At 43.7% G+C, this 15,740-nt stretch carries 13 protein-coding genes; 5 read left to right on the plus strand and 8 right to left on the minus strand.

Annotated elements, in window-relative coordinates; genetic code table 11:
- The 5 genes from ACX9NY_RS19345 to ACX9NY_RS19365 form a co-directional block, all read right to left on the minus strand.
- Positions 1 to 1,155 carry an ABC transporter permease gene (locus ACX9NY_RS19345; RefSeq protein ID WP_339239650.1) on the minus strand — a complete coding sequence of 385 codons (1,155 nt, stop codon included), beginning with the start codon at positions 1,153 to 1,155 and terminating at the stop codon, positions 1 to 3.
- A gap of 4 nt (positions 1,156 to 1,159) precedes the next feature.
- Positions 1,160 to 2,077, minus strand: a complete 918-nt coding sequence (locus tag ACX9NY_RS19350; RefSeq protein WP_339239647.1) for an ABC transporter ATP-binding protein — start codon at positions 2,075 to 2,077, stop codon at positions 1,160 to 1,162.
- Between the two features lie 254 nt (positions 2,078 to 2,331).
- Positions 2,332 to 3,492 (minus strand): YhgE/Pip domain-containing protein, encoded by a 1,161-nt coding sequence (locus ACX9NY_RS19355; RefSeq protein ID WP_342571890.1) that lies wholly within the window; start codon positions 3,490 to 3,492, stop codon positions 2,332 to 2,334.
- Positions 3,493 to 3,572: 80 nt separating this feature from the next.
- Positions 3,573 to 4,004 carry a MarR family winged helix-turn-helix transcriptional regulator gene (locus ACX9NY_RS19360; protein ID WP_342571889.1) on the minus strand — a complete coding sequence of 144 codons (432 nt, stop codon included), beginning with the start codon at positions 4,002 to 4,004 and terminating at the stop codon, positions 3,573 to 3,575.
- Positions 4,005 to 4,169: 165 nt separating this feature from the next.
- On the minus strand, positions 4,170 to 4,337 hold the full coding sequence (locus ACX9NY_RS19365) for a DUF3934 family protein (protein ID WP_076333364.1): 168 nt from the start codon (positions 4,335 to 4,337) through the stop codon (positions 4,170 to 4,172).
- A gap of 311 nt (positions 4,338 to 4,648) precedes the next feature.
- Between ACX9NY_RS19365 and licT the strand changes: the two genes are divergently transcribed.
- From licT to ACX9NY_RS19380, 3 genes are all read left to right on the plus strand, one after another.
- On the plus strand, positions 4,649 to 5,509 hold the full coding sequence (licT, locus tag ACX9NY_RS19370; RefSeq protein WP_342571888.1) for a BglG family transcription antiterminator LicT: 861 nt from the start codon (positions 4,649 to 4,651) through the stop codon (positions 5,507 to 5,509).
- Between the two features lie 184 nt (positions 5,510 to 5,693).
- Entirely contained in the window at positions 5,694 to 7,592 is a 1,899-nt protein-coding gene (locus ACX9NY_RS19375) for a beta-glucoside-specific PTS transporter subunit IIABC (RefSeq protein ID WP_472474504.1), read from the plus strand.
- Positions 7,593 to 7,633: 41 nt separating this feature from the next.
- Positions 7,634 to 9,043 (plus strand): glycoside hydrolase family 1 protein, encoded by a 1,410-nt coding sequence (locus ACX9NY_RS19380; protein WP_472474506.1) that lies wholly within the window; start codon positions 7,634 to 7,636, stop codon positions 9,041 to 9,043.
- 100 nt (positions 9,044 to 9,143) lie between these two features.
- Here the strand turns inward: ACX9NY_RS19380 and ACX9NY_RS19385 are convergent, their stop codons facing one another.
- Positions 9,144 to 10,364, minus strand: coding sequence for an MFS transporter (locus ACX9NY_RS19385; protein ID WP_339258918.1), 1,221 nt, complete (start codon positions 10,362 to 10,364; stop codon positions 9,144 to 9,146).
- Positions 10,365 to 10,396: 32 nt separating this feature from the next.
- Entirely contained in the window at positions 10,397 to 10,996 is a 600-nt protein-coding gene (locus ACX9NY_RS19390) for a TetR/AcrR family transcriptional regulator (protein ID WP_339242912.1), read from the minus strand.
- A gap of 814 nt (positions 10,997 to 11,810) precedes the next feature.
- Between ACX9NY_RS19390 and ACX9NY_RS19395 the strand changes: the two genes are divergently transcribed.
- Positions 11,811 to 12,581: a class I SAM-dependent methyltransferase gene (locus tag ACX9NY_RS19395; RefSeq protein WP_472474508.1), complete on the plus strand. Its 771-nt coding sequence runs from the start codon at positions 11,811 to 11,813 to the stop codon at positions 12,579 to 12,581.
- A 390-nt stretch (positions 12,582 to 12,971) separates the two neighbouring features.
- Here ACX9NY_RS19395 and pbp4 read toward each other — a convergent pair whose 3' ends face one another.
- Complete coding sequence (pbp4, locus tag ACX9NY_RS19400; RefSeq protein WP_472474510.1) at positions 12,972 to 15,062, minus strand: penicillin-binding protein PBP4(5); 2,091 nt, start codon at positions 15,060 to 15,062, stop codon at positions 12,972 to 12,974.
- Positions 15,063 to 15,239: 177 nt separating this feature from the next.
- Here pbp4 and ACX9NY_RS19405 point away from each other — a divergent pair, with 177 nt between their 5' ends.
- Complete coding sequence (locus tag ACX9NY_RS19405; protein WP_074093601.1) at positions 15,240 to 15,644, plus strand: CBS domain-containing protein; 405 nt, start codon at positions 15,240 to 15,242, stop codon at positions 15,642 to 15,644.
- The last annotated feature ends 96 nt before the right edge of the window (positions 15,645 to 15,740 follow it).

The following is a 15,740-nucleotide window of genomic DNA, read 5'->3' on the forward strand; positions in this document are numbered from 1 at the left end:
TTATCGTGCCTCCTTTCTTGTGAGGGAGTATACTGCAATTAGAACAAAACCCATTGCAGCAATAAGGGCAGTAAATACAGGCATCAAATCAATTACGCCTTGCCCAATATAATCGAACATTGGACGTTGGAACACTTCATTGATGCTTATGGAACTGAGCTCACCCATATCAAGTTTAACGAATCCGCCACCCACAAATGTCATAACCGGAATCAACAATGTCACTACACCATCCACTTGTTTGATTCGGCGTCCAATAACCCCCAAGAGCAAACCTAGAGCGTTAAAGAAAATTGAACCTGCGATAATGATGAAGAATACAAACATCATGTTGTCTCCATAGCTGACGTTGAAGAAGAGTTTTGCACAGAATACAATGACTGCGCCTTGAAGAATAGATATCGTACACCCTGTTAGAAACTGCCCCATAATTAATGCTGTTTTGGAAATTGGACTAACCAGATAACGATCTCCTAATGCTTCACTGTACTCTTCCTGTACAAAATTCATGGTATTAGCCAAACCATATACAAGAATCAGAACTAACATAGTCACGCCATAATAGCTCATCGCTGAAATATTGGAACCACTCTCCGTGGAAGCCTCTGTTGCAGTTCCCGGAGCAACCAACATGTTACTATACTCATGTGAATATACGATATTCGGATTGCCCGCACTCGCAACTTCCATTGCCAGGTAGCCATCACCATAGGCTGATAGGGCCAGGTCTGTAATATTAACTTTCTCAATATTATTATCCTTACCATACACCGTGATGTTACCGTTCTTATTTTTCTCATACTCACTTGTTAGATCTTTAGGCAGATATATATACTGTTCTACCTCTCCAGACTCCAACATCTTGAGCGCTTGTGTGCTACTAGAGCCTACCTTGACATTAAACATCTCTTTGTTGTCTTCACTACTAAGGAATGAAACAATATTTTTCCCAACATCTCCACTATCTTCATTGACCACAACTGTTGAAATCTGAGATATGATAGTGGACTTTGTTTCCTTATCTCCTGTCTGAAACACACCAGACAATGCATTCCCCAGAATCATAATCAAAAGAAGCGGCAACAGGATGTAATTGACAAATACGACAGGGTTCTGAAGCTTACGCTTCATACTCGTTGCAAATATCGTCCACATAGATCTAATCCCTCAGATTCTTTCTTGTTAATTTGAAAAACACTTGTTCCAGATTAGGGGTAATATATTGAAAGCTTTTCACATCTTCGCCAAAAGAATCTTTGATCTGACTTATTGCATTCACGTCATTTTTAGGGACTCCCAACTCGACATTGTTGCCTTCTGCCAGTAATACAACATAATCCTCAAGCTGCTTGGTGTACGCCGTACTTTTACGTTGTAGCTCCAAACGGATGATAGCCTGGTCTGTATGTTCCTGAATTACATCATTGAGCTTACCTTGGCAGAGCAATTGTCCATCATCGATAATTCCGACATGAGAGCAAATTCGTTCAACTTCCTCCATGTAGTGAGAAATATAGATAACGGTTGTTCCAAGTTGATTCAACTCTATAATGGCATCCAAAATTCGATTACGGGATTGTGGATCAACACCCACTGTTGGCTCATCCAGTATGATGACATCCGGGTTGTGGACAATACCACAAGCAATATTGAGTCTTCTTTTCATGCCACCCGAGAATTTTTTAGGTTTTTGTTTGCGTTCTTCCCACAGTCCAACAAATTCAAGGGCGAAACGAACCTGTTTCTTCAAACGCTCTCCCTTTAATCCGTACAGTTTACCGAAAAACAATACATTCTCATAAGCAGATAGGTCATAAATCAAGGCCAAATCCTGTGGAACATAACCTACTCGTTTGTTTGTGCTTGCATTGAGATGTTCGTTAAACCACTGAATTTTACCATTTTGAGGTTTATCCAGCCCAAGCATAACTCTGGTTAAAGTAGATTTCCCTGCCCCATTGGGACCAAGTAAGCCGTAAATCTGACGATCTCCAACCGATAAGGATAATTGTTTTAGTACTGGTTTCTTTTTGTTATAACTGAATTGAATATTCTCTCCAGTAAATACCGTTTGCATATTCGTTTACCTCCTAGATTTGTTGTGCCTTTTATGTAAACTTAGTGTAGCACTCAATCTCATCACTTAAACTTTCATGTCATAACAGGCACGTATGAAGTAATAACTGTACTTTCTGAAACAGATTTTGGCTTCGTAACCGTTAAAACATGACCTCTGATTATTAGGCTCAATAACAAAAACAACGATCCTGAAGATACGATATATCGTATCTTCAGGATCGTTGCTGCACATCAGATCTTTCTTAATTATGTTTAGGCTGTAACCGTTGCGACTGTGGGTTGGGCAGACTTGTTCTTTTGCATGCCAACTCGCAGCAGCGTAATCCCCCACGTTATAACCGCGATCAACAGAAGATGAATCATGTATCCACCTACGGCTTCTCCACTATAGATCAAACGCATAAATCCCTGTACCCCATTGGAGGCGGGCAGAAAGTTTCCAATATGACGATAGAATGGCGCCAGCATCTCGGCTGGAATGATATTTCCTGCAGTCATCAACTGGAGCGGAACCATCGCCACATTAAATAGAGGGCCTGCATTGCCAAACAGGGCAAAACTCATTTGTGTGAAACAGATACAAGCCAGACTCACCAGCACATGATACAGATACAACGCGCCGAAGGAGCTCGCCACATCCGTGAACTGAAGAGCGACTGTATCCACAATCAGAGGAACGATCACAGCTATACACAATAACAGCAATTGCCGTCCCCAGAAGATTTCCCATTTGGAGTGATTACGCTTCATGATATTCGACGTGATATTGAACTGAATGTTCATGGTCATCGCAGCAATGTAGGTGATAAAACCCAGAATCATAGGCAGCATCGATGTAGCAAAATCACTGACACTGTTCGTTTTATTAATTTCAGCCTTCACAGGCCCTTCATTCATCTTCGCCATCGCTTGTCCAATAGCTGAACTCAGTTCATCGCTGTTTATACTATCGTTATTAAGTGTCACTTGAACCTTGGATTCCAGAATCCCTTGACCCATTTGTGCAGTCATTCCGGTCGCCGCATGTTCCACAATGGATTTGGCTACATCGGCATTTCCCTGATTGATATAAAAGGACAAACTCGCGTCTGTACCGCCTGCAATCTGGTCAGTGAATCCTTCCGGAATAACAATAACCATCGCATAGTTACCCGCATTCATCTGTTTCTCGGCTTCCTGTGAAGAATTCAGAACATTGACATGGAAAGGCGCGAGCGTTTCAATCTGCTTCTGCGCCTCTGTTCCCTGTGTCCCGTCTTCGTTCACCAAAGCAACTTGAAGTTGATCTACTCTCTCCGTGGCTTGATGATAACCCGTCATCCAGATCACAACAAATAACAGCGGAACAATCAATGCAAATACCAACCCTATTTTTGTCTGTGGCACTTTAAGAAAATCTTTGAAGCTTTTCATTCGTTCACGACTCCCATTAGTTAAAATTAAAATAATTGCACTACATATATATGCACATGCACATATATGTCCAAAAAAATTTATTTCATCTTTTCATAGATGCGATTCATCACATTCATGAATACTTCCAGCTCTTCAGGGGAACATTCGGCGAGTGCCTCTTGCTCTTGCTGTTTTGCCTTTGGTGTCAGATCGTTATTCATTTCCAGTCCTTCCGCCGTCAAACAAAGCAATACCGCTCTGCGGTCCTGTGGATCTTCTTCTCTTGTCACCAGACCTTTACGAATCAACTTGTCTATAATTTTACCCACAGTTGTTTGGTCCCGAACGGTTAATTCAGCCAGTTTTTTCTGTGATATATGACTTCCAGCCTTGCTCAATTCATTCAGAACTGCAAATTGTTCCGGAGTAATATCCTGTTCACTCAGATTTCTGGTTGTTGTTTTTTTATAGGCCAGATACGTCCGTGACAGAATCAGTCCAAGTGGATTTTCATCCATATTAACAGGCATACTGATGCTCCTTTCTCCATATAGTAGCACTACCATCTAATTTGCGTAAGCTCTATATTATTACCAAATCTACACTACTGTCAATTTAATTTTATATATTTCCAAACAAAAAGAGACCCACCCGTTAGTCAGGCAGCTCTCTCCTCTGGCATCGTCAAACCACACTTACTCGGGCTTGCCACTTGAAGTTTCGGTATCGTCCTTCTTCTTCGTACCTTTACTTTTATAAGGCTTCGGTGTACTTTTTGCCCGGTTAGCGGCGGCTTGCCAACGGTTCCAGCCTTTTTTACCCGTACCACGGCCGGTGCCGCCTTTTCCTTTTGCTTTACTCATCTTATCACTCCAATAATCCTGTATATGCTTAAAAATGACCGTCCTCGGTAACTTATTATGCAACCCAGCCCATCTAATTCACTTCCAGCATCTCTTATTATACCAAAAATCCACGTCTTTACGTCCATTTCCATAAATCATTGTATTGTTATTCTGTTATGAAAGCGGTATAGTGGACATAATTGAAAGAGGAAGCTGTATCTTCTTCGGGATTGTTACTGGTAAGCAGGCGATACCCAAACCAAGGCTGTCTATGGAGCCTTAGTTTGGGTTTTTTGTTATTATTATGACCATTGAGGTGAAACACATATATGATCATTCGTCAGATTTTCAACAACAATGTCATCCGGGCTGAGAACCAGGTTGGTCACGAATTTGTTGTCATTGGCAACGGTCTTGGCTTTAAAAAGAAAAACGGCCAGCCCGTGGATGAGGATAAAATTGAAAAAACCTTTGTGCTGAAATCAGATAAAATACCGCAAAAGCTCATTGATCTGATTGGGGAAACATCGGTTGAATATTTGAAGTTAGCAGACGAAATTGTGGGTCATGCCAAAAAGGAAATGGGCGATATTTTTAGTGATAATATCTATATTTCATTGATCGATCATATTCAGTTTGCCATTACCCGGTACCGTAAATCCGTCGGGCTGAAGAATTCCCTTTTGTGGCAAATTAAGAAGTTTTACAAGAAGGAATTTGGGGTTGGTATGAATGCTGTGGAGCTGATCCAGGAACAATTCGGCATCCAAATGGATGAACATGAGGCAAGTTTTATTGCCATGCATTTTGTCAACGCACGCCAAGATGCTCAAGGCATGAAACAGACCGTTGAAATTACCGAAGTTATTGATGATATCTTCAACATTGTGACCAACCATTACCACATCGCCCTGGATGAAAATTCATTTAATTATTCCCGGTTTATTACCCATCTGCAATACTTTGTGCAGCGAATGTTAAGTAATGAACAGGAGCAATTTGCTTCAGGCGATAACTTTCTGTATGAGCAAGTGAAAGACAAATATAGCAAGGCTTTTCAGTGCACCCAGTTGATTAATCATTATCTTGAAGACAAGTTTGAAAGTGCCATGTCCATTGATGAAAAGGTGTATTTGACGATCCATATTCAACGTGTCACTTCCCGTAACGATTTGCTTGACGCGGAATAAAAAAAGCTTGCAAACGATTACGGCGTCATATATAGTAGGTCTCACAACTTAACGACAAGGATTGTTACTGCTCAAGCAGGCGATACCTAAATGATTGGCAACAGGTCATCTTTCCGATGATCATAGCCATTCGTTTAGGTATTTTTTTGTTTTCAGGCAATCTTAACAACAAAGGAGAATGAACATGGATCATAAAAAAATGGGGGATGACATCGTTCGTCTCGTCGGCGGAGAAGCCAATATCAATAGTCTTGTCCACTGTGCGACCCGGCTGAGATTTGACCTGAAAGATTCGAAAAAGGCCGAACGCGAAACGCTTGAAAAACACGATGGGATTATTACCGTTGTCGAAAGCGGCGGCCAGTTCCAGGTTGTCATCGGTAGTAATGTGGCTCATGTATATGCGGAGATTATGAAAAACCGGGATTTTGGAGGAGATTCCTCCTCATCGGCTGAGTCCACAGGGGAAAAAACCTCGCTGTTATCCAAAGTTTTTGAAATTATATCCGGAAGTTTCTCGCCGTTAATCCCGGCTATGGCAGGATCAGGTATGCTAAAAGCTTTGCTGACTGTCCTGACCATGCTCGGATGGATGTCGGATACAAGTGACACATACTTGATTTTATCCGCTGCCGGCAACGCTGTATTTTATTTCTTGCCCATTTTCCTTGGGATCACACTGGGTATGAAGCTGAAAGCCAATCCTTATGTAGCTGGCGTAATTGGTGCCGCTCTGATGGAGCCGAGCTTCACCGGGCTGATGGATAAGGGCTCAGATGTATCGTTCCTGGGTATACCGGTTGTGATGATGAATTATTCAGCCAGCGTATTCCCAATCTTCATATCGATTAGTATCTATGCTGTTCTTGATAAGTTACTCAAAAAAATCATTTTGAAAGACCTGCAATTGTTCCTTGTACCAATGATTGCTCTGATGATTATGGTTCCGCTGTCCGCCATGGCCTTCGGACCATTCGGCACTACAGTAGGTGACTGGATCTCCTCCGGTGTAACTTGGCTCATTGGTGTCAGCGGTATATTATCAGGGATTGTACTCGGTGGATTCATGACCTTCATGGTTGTCTTTGGACTCCACTGGGGCTTCACTCCCATCACGATTCAGAATATCGGGGTTGGCGGCGATCCGATTGAAGCCATGGCTGCTGCAGCTGTATTTGCACAAATCGGTGTAGCCTTCGGTATTTTCCTGAAAGCCAAAAAGAATAAAACCCTGCGAACCCTTGCTGGCTCGACCAGCCTTACCGGTTTACTCGCAGGAGTAACTGAACCAATCGTATACGGTCTGATCTTGCGTTATAAACGTGTGATTCCTATCGTAGTTATCGCAGGTGCGATCGGCGGTGCCATTAATGGTCACTTTGGAGTTAAAATGACTGCTTATGTGTTCCACAATATTTTTGCCATTCCTGTCTACACACCAACGGTTGTCTACGTGATTGCGATTGCATGCTCCTTTGCGGTAGCAGCGGTATTAACGGTGATGTTTGGTTATGAAAGCAAAACGAAAGACACAGCTTCCGAGAAAAATGAATCTGGTTCCAGCACATCAGCTGAAAGTACGCCGGTAGACCTTCCTGTCGTACCTGAGACCAAAACAACAGAAATCAAAAAGGAACAAATTCATAGTCCACTTACGGGTAAAGTCGTAGCACTGAGTACCATTAATGACCCAGCTTTTTCGACTGGTGCTATGGGCAAAGGTTTGGCGATTGTACCTGAGATTGGTGAAGTTGTCGCTCCGGTAGATGGTGTTGTCACTTCCCTCTTCCCGACTGGACATGCCATTGGATTAACCACCAACGCAGGAACAGAAATCCTGATTCATATCGGCATCAATACAGTAGCGTTAAAGGGAAAACACTTCTCTCCTGTCGTTCAGGAAGGGGATATCGTCAGACAGGGCGATCTGTTGATCCAGTTTGACATCGATAAGATCAAGGAAGCCGGATACGAAACCGTAACCCCTGTCATTGTGACCCTAACGAAGCAAGAAGTGGATGTGTTCGAAACGAATCAAGAGCAGGTAGAGAAAAATGATGTCCTGCTGACTCTCGTTGTCTGACACAACTTATCTATACGAATTCAACTTAGGAGGAACTAACCATGAAACATACTCAACTAAAGCCATTTCCTAAAGATTTCTTCTGGGGAGGTTCAACCTCTGCCTATCAGATTGAGGGAGCCTGGAATGAAGATGGTAAAGGCCCTTCTGTCATCGATATGGGAAACCATGTCGAAGGTGTAACCGACTTCAAGGTAACCAGTGATCACTATCATATGTACAAAGAAGATGTAGCATTGCTGGCTGAAATGGGCTTCAAAGCCTACCGTTTCTCGATCGCATGGACACGCATCTATCCGCAAGGAGCAGGTGAAGTGAATCCTAAGGGTCTAGCCTTTTACGATTCTCTCATTAATGAATTAATTAAATATGGTATTGAGCCCATTGTGACCATGTACCACTTCGACCTTCCTTATGCGCTTGAAGAAAAAGGAGGCTGGTCCAACCGTGCCACAATTGATGCATTTGAACAATATGCCAAGACCCTTTATGAGAACTACGGAGATCGGGTTAAATATTGGTTGACCATTAACGAACAAAATATGCTGATCCTGCATCCTGGCTCTCTGGGGACACTGGATACAACACTTTTTGATCCGCAAAAAACACTGTATCAGCAAAATCACCATATGCTGGTTGCTCAAGCTAAAGCCATGGTCCTATGTCATGATATGCTGCCTGAAGCCAAGATTGGCCCAGCTCCCAATATCGGTGTAATTTACCCGGCGAGCTCCAAACCAGAAGATACACTCGCGGCTGATAACTATGCTGCCATTCGTAACTGGCTCTATCTCGATATGGCGGTATACGGACGTTATAATCATATTGCCTGGAGTTATCTCGAAGAGAAAGGATATACTCCCATCATTGAAGATGGAGATATGGACATCCTGGCGCAAGGAAATCCTGACTTTATTGCGTTTAACTACTACACTTCCCAGACGGTTGGTGAAAGTCTGAACGATGGTAATGACTTCTCTCATACAGGAGACCAGCATGAAATTGTAGGTGAACCGGGCGCATATAGAGGATCTGTGAATCCCAATCTTCAAAAAACGGAGTTTGGCTGGGAAATCGATCCGGTCGGCTTCCGCTCTACCCTGCGTCAGATCTACTCTCGCTATCACCTGCCATTGATTGTTACGGAAAATGGTCTGGGTGCATTTGATAAACTGGAGGAAGGCGACGTGGTTAACGATCCGTATCGTATTGAATTTTTCAATAAACATATCGAACAGATTCAACTGGCGATCACGGACGGCGTAGATGTATTTGGCTTCTGCCCTTGGTCTGCGATCGATCTGGTTAGCACACATCAAGGGTCAAGCAAACGTTATGGATTCATCTATGTAGATCGTGAAGAATTTGATATCAAGGATTTGAGACGTATCCGCAAACAGAGTTTCCACTGGTATCAAAAACTGATTGAAACGAATGGAGAAATTCGTTAATACCGTAATCCTTTAATAACATAATAAAAAACAGTCGACCACACGTTAGGTGTGATCGACTGTTTTTTTGTGTTAATGTACTTCATTTCCAATAATACAATTACATCTCAGTCTTCGGTTGTTTCACCGTTTTGCCTCCTCGAAGTACCCGCAGGGATAACAGGAAACAGATCGCCAGAACGGCTGCTGCTGAAACGTAAGGATAGTTAATATTCACATCAAACAGTGCTCCAGCTACAATCGGACCTGCGATATTCCCCAAGCTGGTATACGCCGAATTCAGTCCAGCCACAAAACCCTGCTGTTCCTGTGCCAGTTTGGACATCTGTGTACTGATGGCCGGACGCAAAATATCCATACCCAGAAACACGATAAACGTTACGACAAGAATGAGCCAATACGTGTGCACGAACAAGGTCAACAATACAAATACGGCTACAAACAACAGACAGACTGAAATGACCATCTTTTCACCAAATCGGTTGAGCAACCAACCAATCAGGGATACTTGCACCACCGCACCCGCGATGGAACCAAATGTAATAATGAATGCAATGTCTTTCGTGGTGAAACCAAACTTGTGATCCACAAACAATGAAAATACGGTCTCATAGTTTGCCAGACCAAATGCCATAACAAACACAATAATCAAGCTGAAGAAGTAGGGTTCACGGTACGAATTCAGTAATTGAGATATCATGCCCGGAGCTTTGACATTCGACTCGCCAGCCACAGGTTTACTTTGCTCTCCTGTGCTTCGGGTAGATTCAGGCAAAATAATTAATGTAATGATGGATGCCAGCAAACCGGCAACCCCTGCGGCGTAAAACGGAATTCGAATGCCAAAGTCAGCAATGTATCCACCAATTCCCGGTCCGATGATAAATCCGGTTGTAATGGCTGCATTGATCAAGCCCATCCCTTTACCCCGTTCTTCCTCCGTAGTAATATCCGCAGTGTAAGCCATAACCGCCGGGAAGATCATCGCTGCTCCAATCCCACCAAGCATACGGGCTGCGAAGAGCAGCACCGGTGCATTAACCGCACCAAACATAAACTCCGATACGGCAAAGATCAGCATACCGCCAACGATAATTTTTTTACGTCCCCACGTATCCGACCAACGACCCGCAAGCGGGGAGAACAGAAACTGTGTGAAGGAAAATGCCGCGACCAGCAATCCAACTGTGAAGCCAGTGATATGCAGAAGATCCATATACGCAGGCATAATCGGCACAACCAGGCCAATACCCGTAAAAACAAGAAAAATATTAAACATTAACAGCAGCAATGCGCCCCTGTTCCGTGTTAGTAATGCCATGATTCCATCCTCCGTAGTTGTCAAAATGTTGCTTAAGCTTTATCTTTTGCAATGCCATGCAAGAATACACTGGCAGCCTGGCGGTATAACGCAAGAGCCTGTTCAGGCTCCATGCCCCGTGACATCTGGCTTAGGCCAATAATGGTACTTTCCAAGATCAGTGCGAGATGATCTACATTGTCTGCTTTGAACTCGCCGCTCTCAATGCCTTGTTCTATCATTTGTTTATTAAATTGAATATGCCGCTCAAACATCAAGGAGATCCGTTCCTCAATATCATTTTCTTTCTTCTCCCCAGTGAAGAACTCATCAGCCGCCTTCGTCAGTGGATGATTCATGTCATCCATGACGAGTTGTTCAGCCAGTCCGTAAATCTTTTCCGTGGACGTGCGATAGAGATGTTCCTTGGCCGCCCAGCTCGCTTCCCACTCCCGATCCCACTCATCGATTAGATAGAGGAACAGACCTTCCTTACTTTTAAAATGGTAATATATATTGCCTTTACTGCTACCCGTCGCAGCTACAATATCCTCAATGGACGTTGCTTTATAGCCTTTCTGTACAAAAAGGGCTTTGGAAGCATCCGCAAGTTTCTTCTTGGTCTGCTCGGTTTGAAGTTGTTTTTTATTCATATTCATTCCATTCACTCCGTTCCATGCATACTGAACATTCGTTCTGTATTTTAACAGATGCTTTGAATATAAGCAATCAAAAAGGAGACTTGGCACATCGGCCAACCCTCCCTCCACAATCATTTCACTTTTTTACCTTTGCCATGCAATATTTTCAGTTGACCATTCTCGTAATGGTACCTCTATCTAGATTATAGCTGTCGTGCCTGGAATTTCAAACGGCTTTTGTCCACGTCCACCTGGTTAACCTGTAGTCGGCATACCCCTTCGCCGTTTGGTGAATCTGGATTACGATATATTGCTTTTTACCAATACGATAGCGATAACCTTTCACGTTTGAACGAATTATAATGAATGCAAAAAAACTTCCTATACAACTATAGGAAGGATCTACATACATATTTTTGTCATGCCGAAGGAAAAGTGCTTAGATCCATATAGGAACTTCCCGCAGATGATCATCCATATCCTGAAAACTCCATCCGTACATGAATCCTTGATCCTGCGGTTCGTTGATTTCTTCAGGTCTTGAACAGGTAAATTGACAAAAATCTGCATAGAACAGATTCCAACTCAAAATAGAACCTCGCGAATACGCTGTCAATTGAATATAATGAAGACATTCCAACTTGTGAGGTGACACGGATGTTGCTCCGTATTGTTCGAAGTACATAGTGGTCGGGCTGGGTCAAAACGCGTACCAGCTATCAAGGGATACGTCTGTCCAGTTGATCCCATTCGATCATTTACAATAGAACGATTCGGCACAACTCTCTTGTCCTGTTTAATCAAACTCACATTGGAGGAAATGTAAATGAAAAACAATATAGATTATGCTGACTTTTATGAACGCGTAGGCCGGACGATTGGCTGGAACTTCAGCTCCATGAATGTTGTCTCGGAGAACATCGGATGGAACTTCTATGAGGAAGTTGTTCGCCGTACGCGATCGTCCGATCTGTTACTGGATATTGGAACAGGCGGTGGAGAAGCTGTGTTGTCCATTGCGGGAAAGGCATTGTTATTGGTGGGAATCGACCTTGCTCAAGGAATGATTGAGACCGCACAGCAGAATCTTCGGGCTGTGGAAGCTCATTCCGCGGGAACTCATTCCAATGTACGCTTTCTTCAAATGGACGCAGAAAAACTGGCTTTTCCTGATTATTTCTTTAATGTGGTATCCTCCAGACACTCCCGGTTCTCTGCTTCAGAAGTTTTCAGGGTACTTGATACGGGTGGGATTTTTCTAACTCAGCAGGTCAGCGAACACGATAAATCCAACATTTCAGAAGTTTTCGGCCGTGGACAAAGCCTTGGCATTCAACCTGGCACTTTGATGGAACGTTACAAGCATGAACTTCACGAAGCTGGATTTCATGACATTCAGGCCCGTGAATATGATGCGATTGAGTATTACGCCACACCGGATGATTTGCTGTTTCTGCTCACCCATGCACCGATCATTCCCGGTTTTGGAGAAACTGCCTCTGACCTTGAGCGATTCCAGCAGTTTGTGGAAACATATCGATGCGATCAAGGCATTCGCACCAATTCGGCCCGTTTTATGCTAACTGCAAGGAAATAAGCAGAAGTTCAAAGGATAAGTAATGGCCAGGGCTATCCCCTCGTATGAACTGGGGATAGCCCTTTTATACATTTATTTTTTGTTCCGGAGAGCTAATTCTTTTGGTGAAAAGATATGGATGGAGTTTTTATTTTTTAGCCACGTATTTCCTTTTGCGATGAAGATATATATTCCAGACCAGCAAATGTAGAAATATCGCGGTAAACAGACCTGGATTATAGCGGACTTAGCACAGAGGTATTACTGGACAACAAAAAACTCATACCCTGATTCTGTGTGAATAATAGTTGCTACACTACCATTCACACAAGGAGAATCAGTCCATGAGTTAATCACATCTCAGTATAATGAATTCCTTAACCCGCTTTTTAATAAATGTATATCGTTCGTTTACTGTTCCGTCAATTTAAGCTTCTCCAAGAACGGCTTCAAGCGATCCACCACATAATGGCTGCCGCCGCGGCCGTTGACTTCCTCGATTACCGCTGCCACCAGAAAAGACGGTGATTCAGTATCAAAGGTGACGAAGAAGCCATTCTCCAGCCCTTGCTCACCCTTCTTCGCTTTCAGTTCTGCCGTGCCAGTCTTACCTGCAAGACTGCCACCAACAGAACTCAATGTGTGTGCCGTACCGCCTTGGCGAGATACGACTTCTCTCAGAGCGTCTTTGACCGTATTTGCCACCTCCGGTGTAATGATCACCTCGGGGTCAGAGGTTTCTTTGCCAGCAGTCAGAACAGGCTTCACCAGCTTTCCTTCATTCACAAATGGCGTAAAGGCAGCGGCGAGATGAATTGGCGACATTAACATTTCACCCTGTCCATAGGATGTGTCAGCCAACAGCACCTCGGAGGAAAGGTCTTTATGAGCTTCATTCGCATATTGACTTGGCTTCAGGTACAGTTCATCCAACCCGAAATTGTCATCAAACCCGAACTTTTGAATTCCGTCGATGAACTTTGCACTGCCCATCTCGGTGGCTTCCATCGCAAAATAAATATTATCGGAATACACCAGAGCATCGACCATATTGACAGGGCTCAAGCTTTTCACCCGTTTGACGTAATATCCGCCCCAACTGTCGTCCTTACGCCACTGCAAACCGGAAATCTCGTGGGTTTTGTCCGCTGTCGTTACCTTCTCCATTAGGCCTGCTGCCGCAGTTATTGCTTTGAAGGTTGATCCTGGAGCATATCGAGTAGTGACTCTATTGATAAAAGGAAGCTTCTCATTCGCCGAATAAGCATCCCACTCTGCCTGTGTAAGTCCTGTAACCATCTTGTTCGGGTTATAGGAGGGCGCGCTCACCAACGCCAGCAAGTTGCCGTCCGTCGGATTCATCAGAACCATCGCACCGGCGTCTCCACCACTGGACAATGTCTGATACAATTTCTTCTGTTGTTTGGAACTAATCGTCAGTTGAACATTCTGTCCATCTACAGCATCCTTGCGAATAAGCTCAGAACGGGAGTTGCCGGATTCATCCATAATTTCAATCAATCCACCCCGTTCACCACGCAGCTGTTTCTCCATGGACTGCTCCAAACCCGCTTTGCCAATCCAATCCTCTGCGCGATAATAGCCTTCTGTATCCTTATCCAGATCTTCCTTGGTGGCTTTACGCACGTAACCAATCAGGTGCGCAGCCGCATCGCCGAGTGGATAATAACGAATTTCCTTGCTTTGCATCGTAACCCCGCTCAAAGATTCTGGCACGTCAAACTCCTCTGTTGAACCAATCGGGACAAAGTACTCCGGCTTCACCCATGTCTGTGCAAGCGCCTTGTGAATGGCATCTTCCGAAACCTGATAATGATTTGCGATTTGGGTAATCATCTGGTCCGGGTTATCACCAAGTTTCCCAGGTACAATGCCCCATTCGTTCATCGTACCCTTGGTAGCCAATGGCAAACCATCACGATCCACAATGTCTCCACGCTCAGGGAACAGTGTCCTCACGCGTACCTTACTGCCCTTAATCATGTCATTCAGGATCAGCGAGGGCTGCCAGTTAATTTTCCAACTTTTGCTTCCATCTTCAAGCTCCAGTCGAACCAGTTTCAATGTATGCGTCTCACTGACTTCCCCCAAAAAGGTTGTCAGCTGCAGGCTATAATCCACCTCATATGTATCCGGGTTTTGTTTCTCTGCATCGGTCTTGCTGTCATCGGCCGCCGTTTCGGCAATATCCACTGGCTTAACCTCTGCCTTGACGGTGGATACTTCCATACCTGAATAGATCGCATTGTATTTTTCAACAAATTGTTCCTTGTTCATGCCGGACTCTTGCAGCGAAGCAGACGTCATCAAGGTATACAGTTGGTCAAACTCTTTTTTTTGCAGATGCTCTACGTACTGATTCACGGTAGTCTGGGGCTTGGCTTCTGCTTCTTTGTTATTCTGCATGTATAGATACATTCCGATTCCACCTGCAAACAAGATGGGTAGCAGTCCGTACATTAATTTACGTTTGGATTTCATGGTTACATCACCTCTAATATACACTATAGATTTCCAGCGCCATTTAAACAATGAAACAAATCTGACGAATTTATCATTAAAAATAGCCGAAAGCTCACATAATATGTTTAAATAAGGATAGTGAGATTACATACTAAAGCTTTTTTGCTATGCAAAAGGCTGAAAAGGAGCCCGATGATGGAAATCAGCTATTTTTTACTCCCCAAAGCCGAAGTGGCCTATATCAAGTCTACCGCTTCCATGAAAGATGCTATTGAGCAATTGGAATCGCACCACTACACCGCCATTCCCGTGATTGACCAGGATGGAAAATATGTTGCTACCCTGTCCGAAGGCGATTTGTTATGGAAAATGCGAAATACACCCGGATTGACTTTTGATACGATGGATCAGGTTCAAGTCCATGAGATTAACAATCGGGTATATAATGAATGTGTATTCATTGAGGCTGAGATGGAGGATATGCTGACACTTGCAGCAGACCAAAATTTTGTGCCTGTGGTGGATGTCGATCGTGTCTTCCTCGGTATTATCCGTCGTAAGGATATTATTGAATACTATACGCGTAACATTTCGGATTAGATGAAGTCGAACATGCCGTAATAATTGAAAGGGTACTCCTATGGTCATGTTTGGCCAAACCGGGGTACCCTTTTCGTTGCATGGTATGGATATGGA

Source organism: Paenibacillus sp. CB74, assembly GCF_055687625.1.

What these genes read in the sequence shown, in the direction of transcription:
- ACX9NY_RS19345 (WP_339239650.1), bottom strand. Translation starts at nt 1,155, where the DNA reads ATGTGGACGATATTTGCAACGAGTATGAAGCGTAAGCTTCAGAACCCT.
- ACX9NY_RS19350 (WP_339239647.1), bottom strand. Translation starts at nt 2,077, where the DNA reads ATGCAAACGGTATTTACTGGAGAGAATATTCAATTCAGTTATAACAAA.
- ACX9NY_RS19375 (WP_472474504.1), top strand. Translation starts at nt 5,694, where the DNA reads ATGGATCATAAAAAAATGGGGGATGACATCGTTCGTCTCGTCGGCGGA.
- pbp4 (WP_472474510.1), bottom strand. Translation starts at nt 15,062, where the DNA reads ATGAAATCCAAACGTAAATTAATGTACGGACTGCTACCCATCTTGTTT.
- ACX9NY_RS19380 (WP_472474506.1), top strand. Translation starts at nt 7,634, where the DNA reads ATGAAACATACTCAACTAAAGCCATTTCCTAAAGATTTCTTCTGGGGA.
- licT (WP_342571888.1), top strand. Translation starts at nt 4,649, where the DNA reads ATGATCATTCGTCAGATTTTCAACAACAATGTCATCCGGGCTGAGAAC.
- ACX9NY_RS19405 (WP_074093601.1), top strand. Translation starts at nt 15,240, where the DNA reads ATGGAAATCAGCTATTTTTTACTCCCCAAAGCCGAAGTGGCCTATATC.
- ACX9NY_RS19355 (WP_342571890.1), bottom strand. Translation starts at nt 3,492, where the DNA reads ATGAAAAGCTTCAAAGATTTTCTTAAAGTGCCACAGACAAAAATAGGG.
- ACX9NY_RS19365 (WP_076333364.1), bottom strand. Translation starts at nt 4,337, where the DNA reads ATGAGTAAAGCAAAAGGAAAAGGCGGCACCGGCCGTGGTACGGGTAAA.
- ACX9NY_RS19390 (WP_339242912.1), bottom strand. Translation starts at nt 10,996, where the DNA reads ATGAATAAAAAACAACTTCAAACCGAGCAGACCAAGAAGAAACTTGCG.
- ACX9NY_RS19385 (WP_339258918.1), bottom strand. Translation starts at nt 10,364, where the DNA reads ATGGCATTACTAACACGGAACAGGGGCGCATTGCTGCTGTTAATGTTT.
- ACX9NY_RS19395 (WP_472474508.1), top strand. Translation starts at nt 11,811, where the DNA reads ATGAAAAACAATATAGATTATGCTGACTTTTATGAACGCGTAGGCCGG.
- ACX9NY_RS19360 (WP_342571889.1), bottom strand. Translation starts at nt 4,004, where the DNA reads ATGCCTGTTAATATGGATGAAAATCCACTTGGACTGATTCTGTCACGG.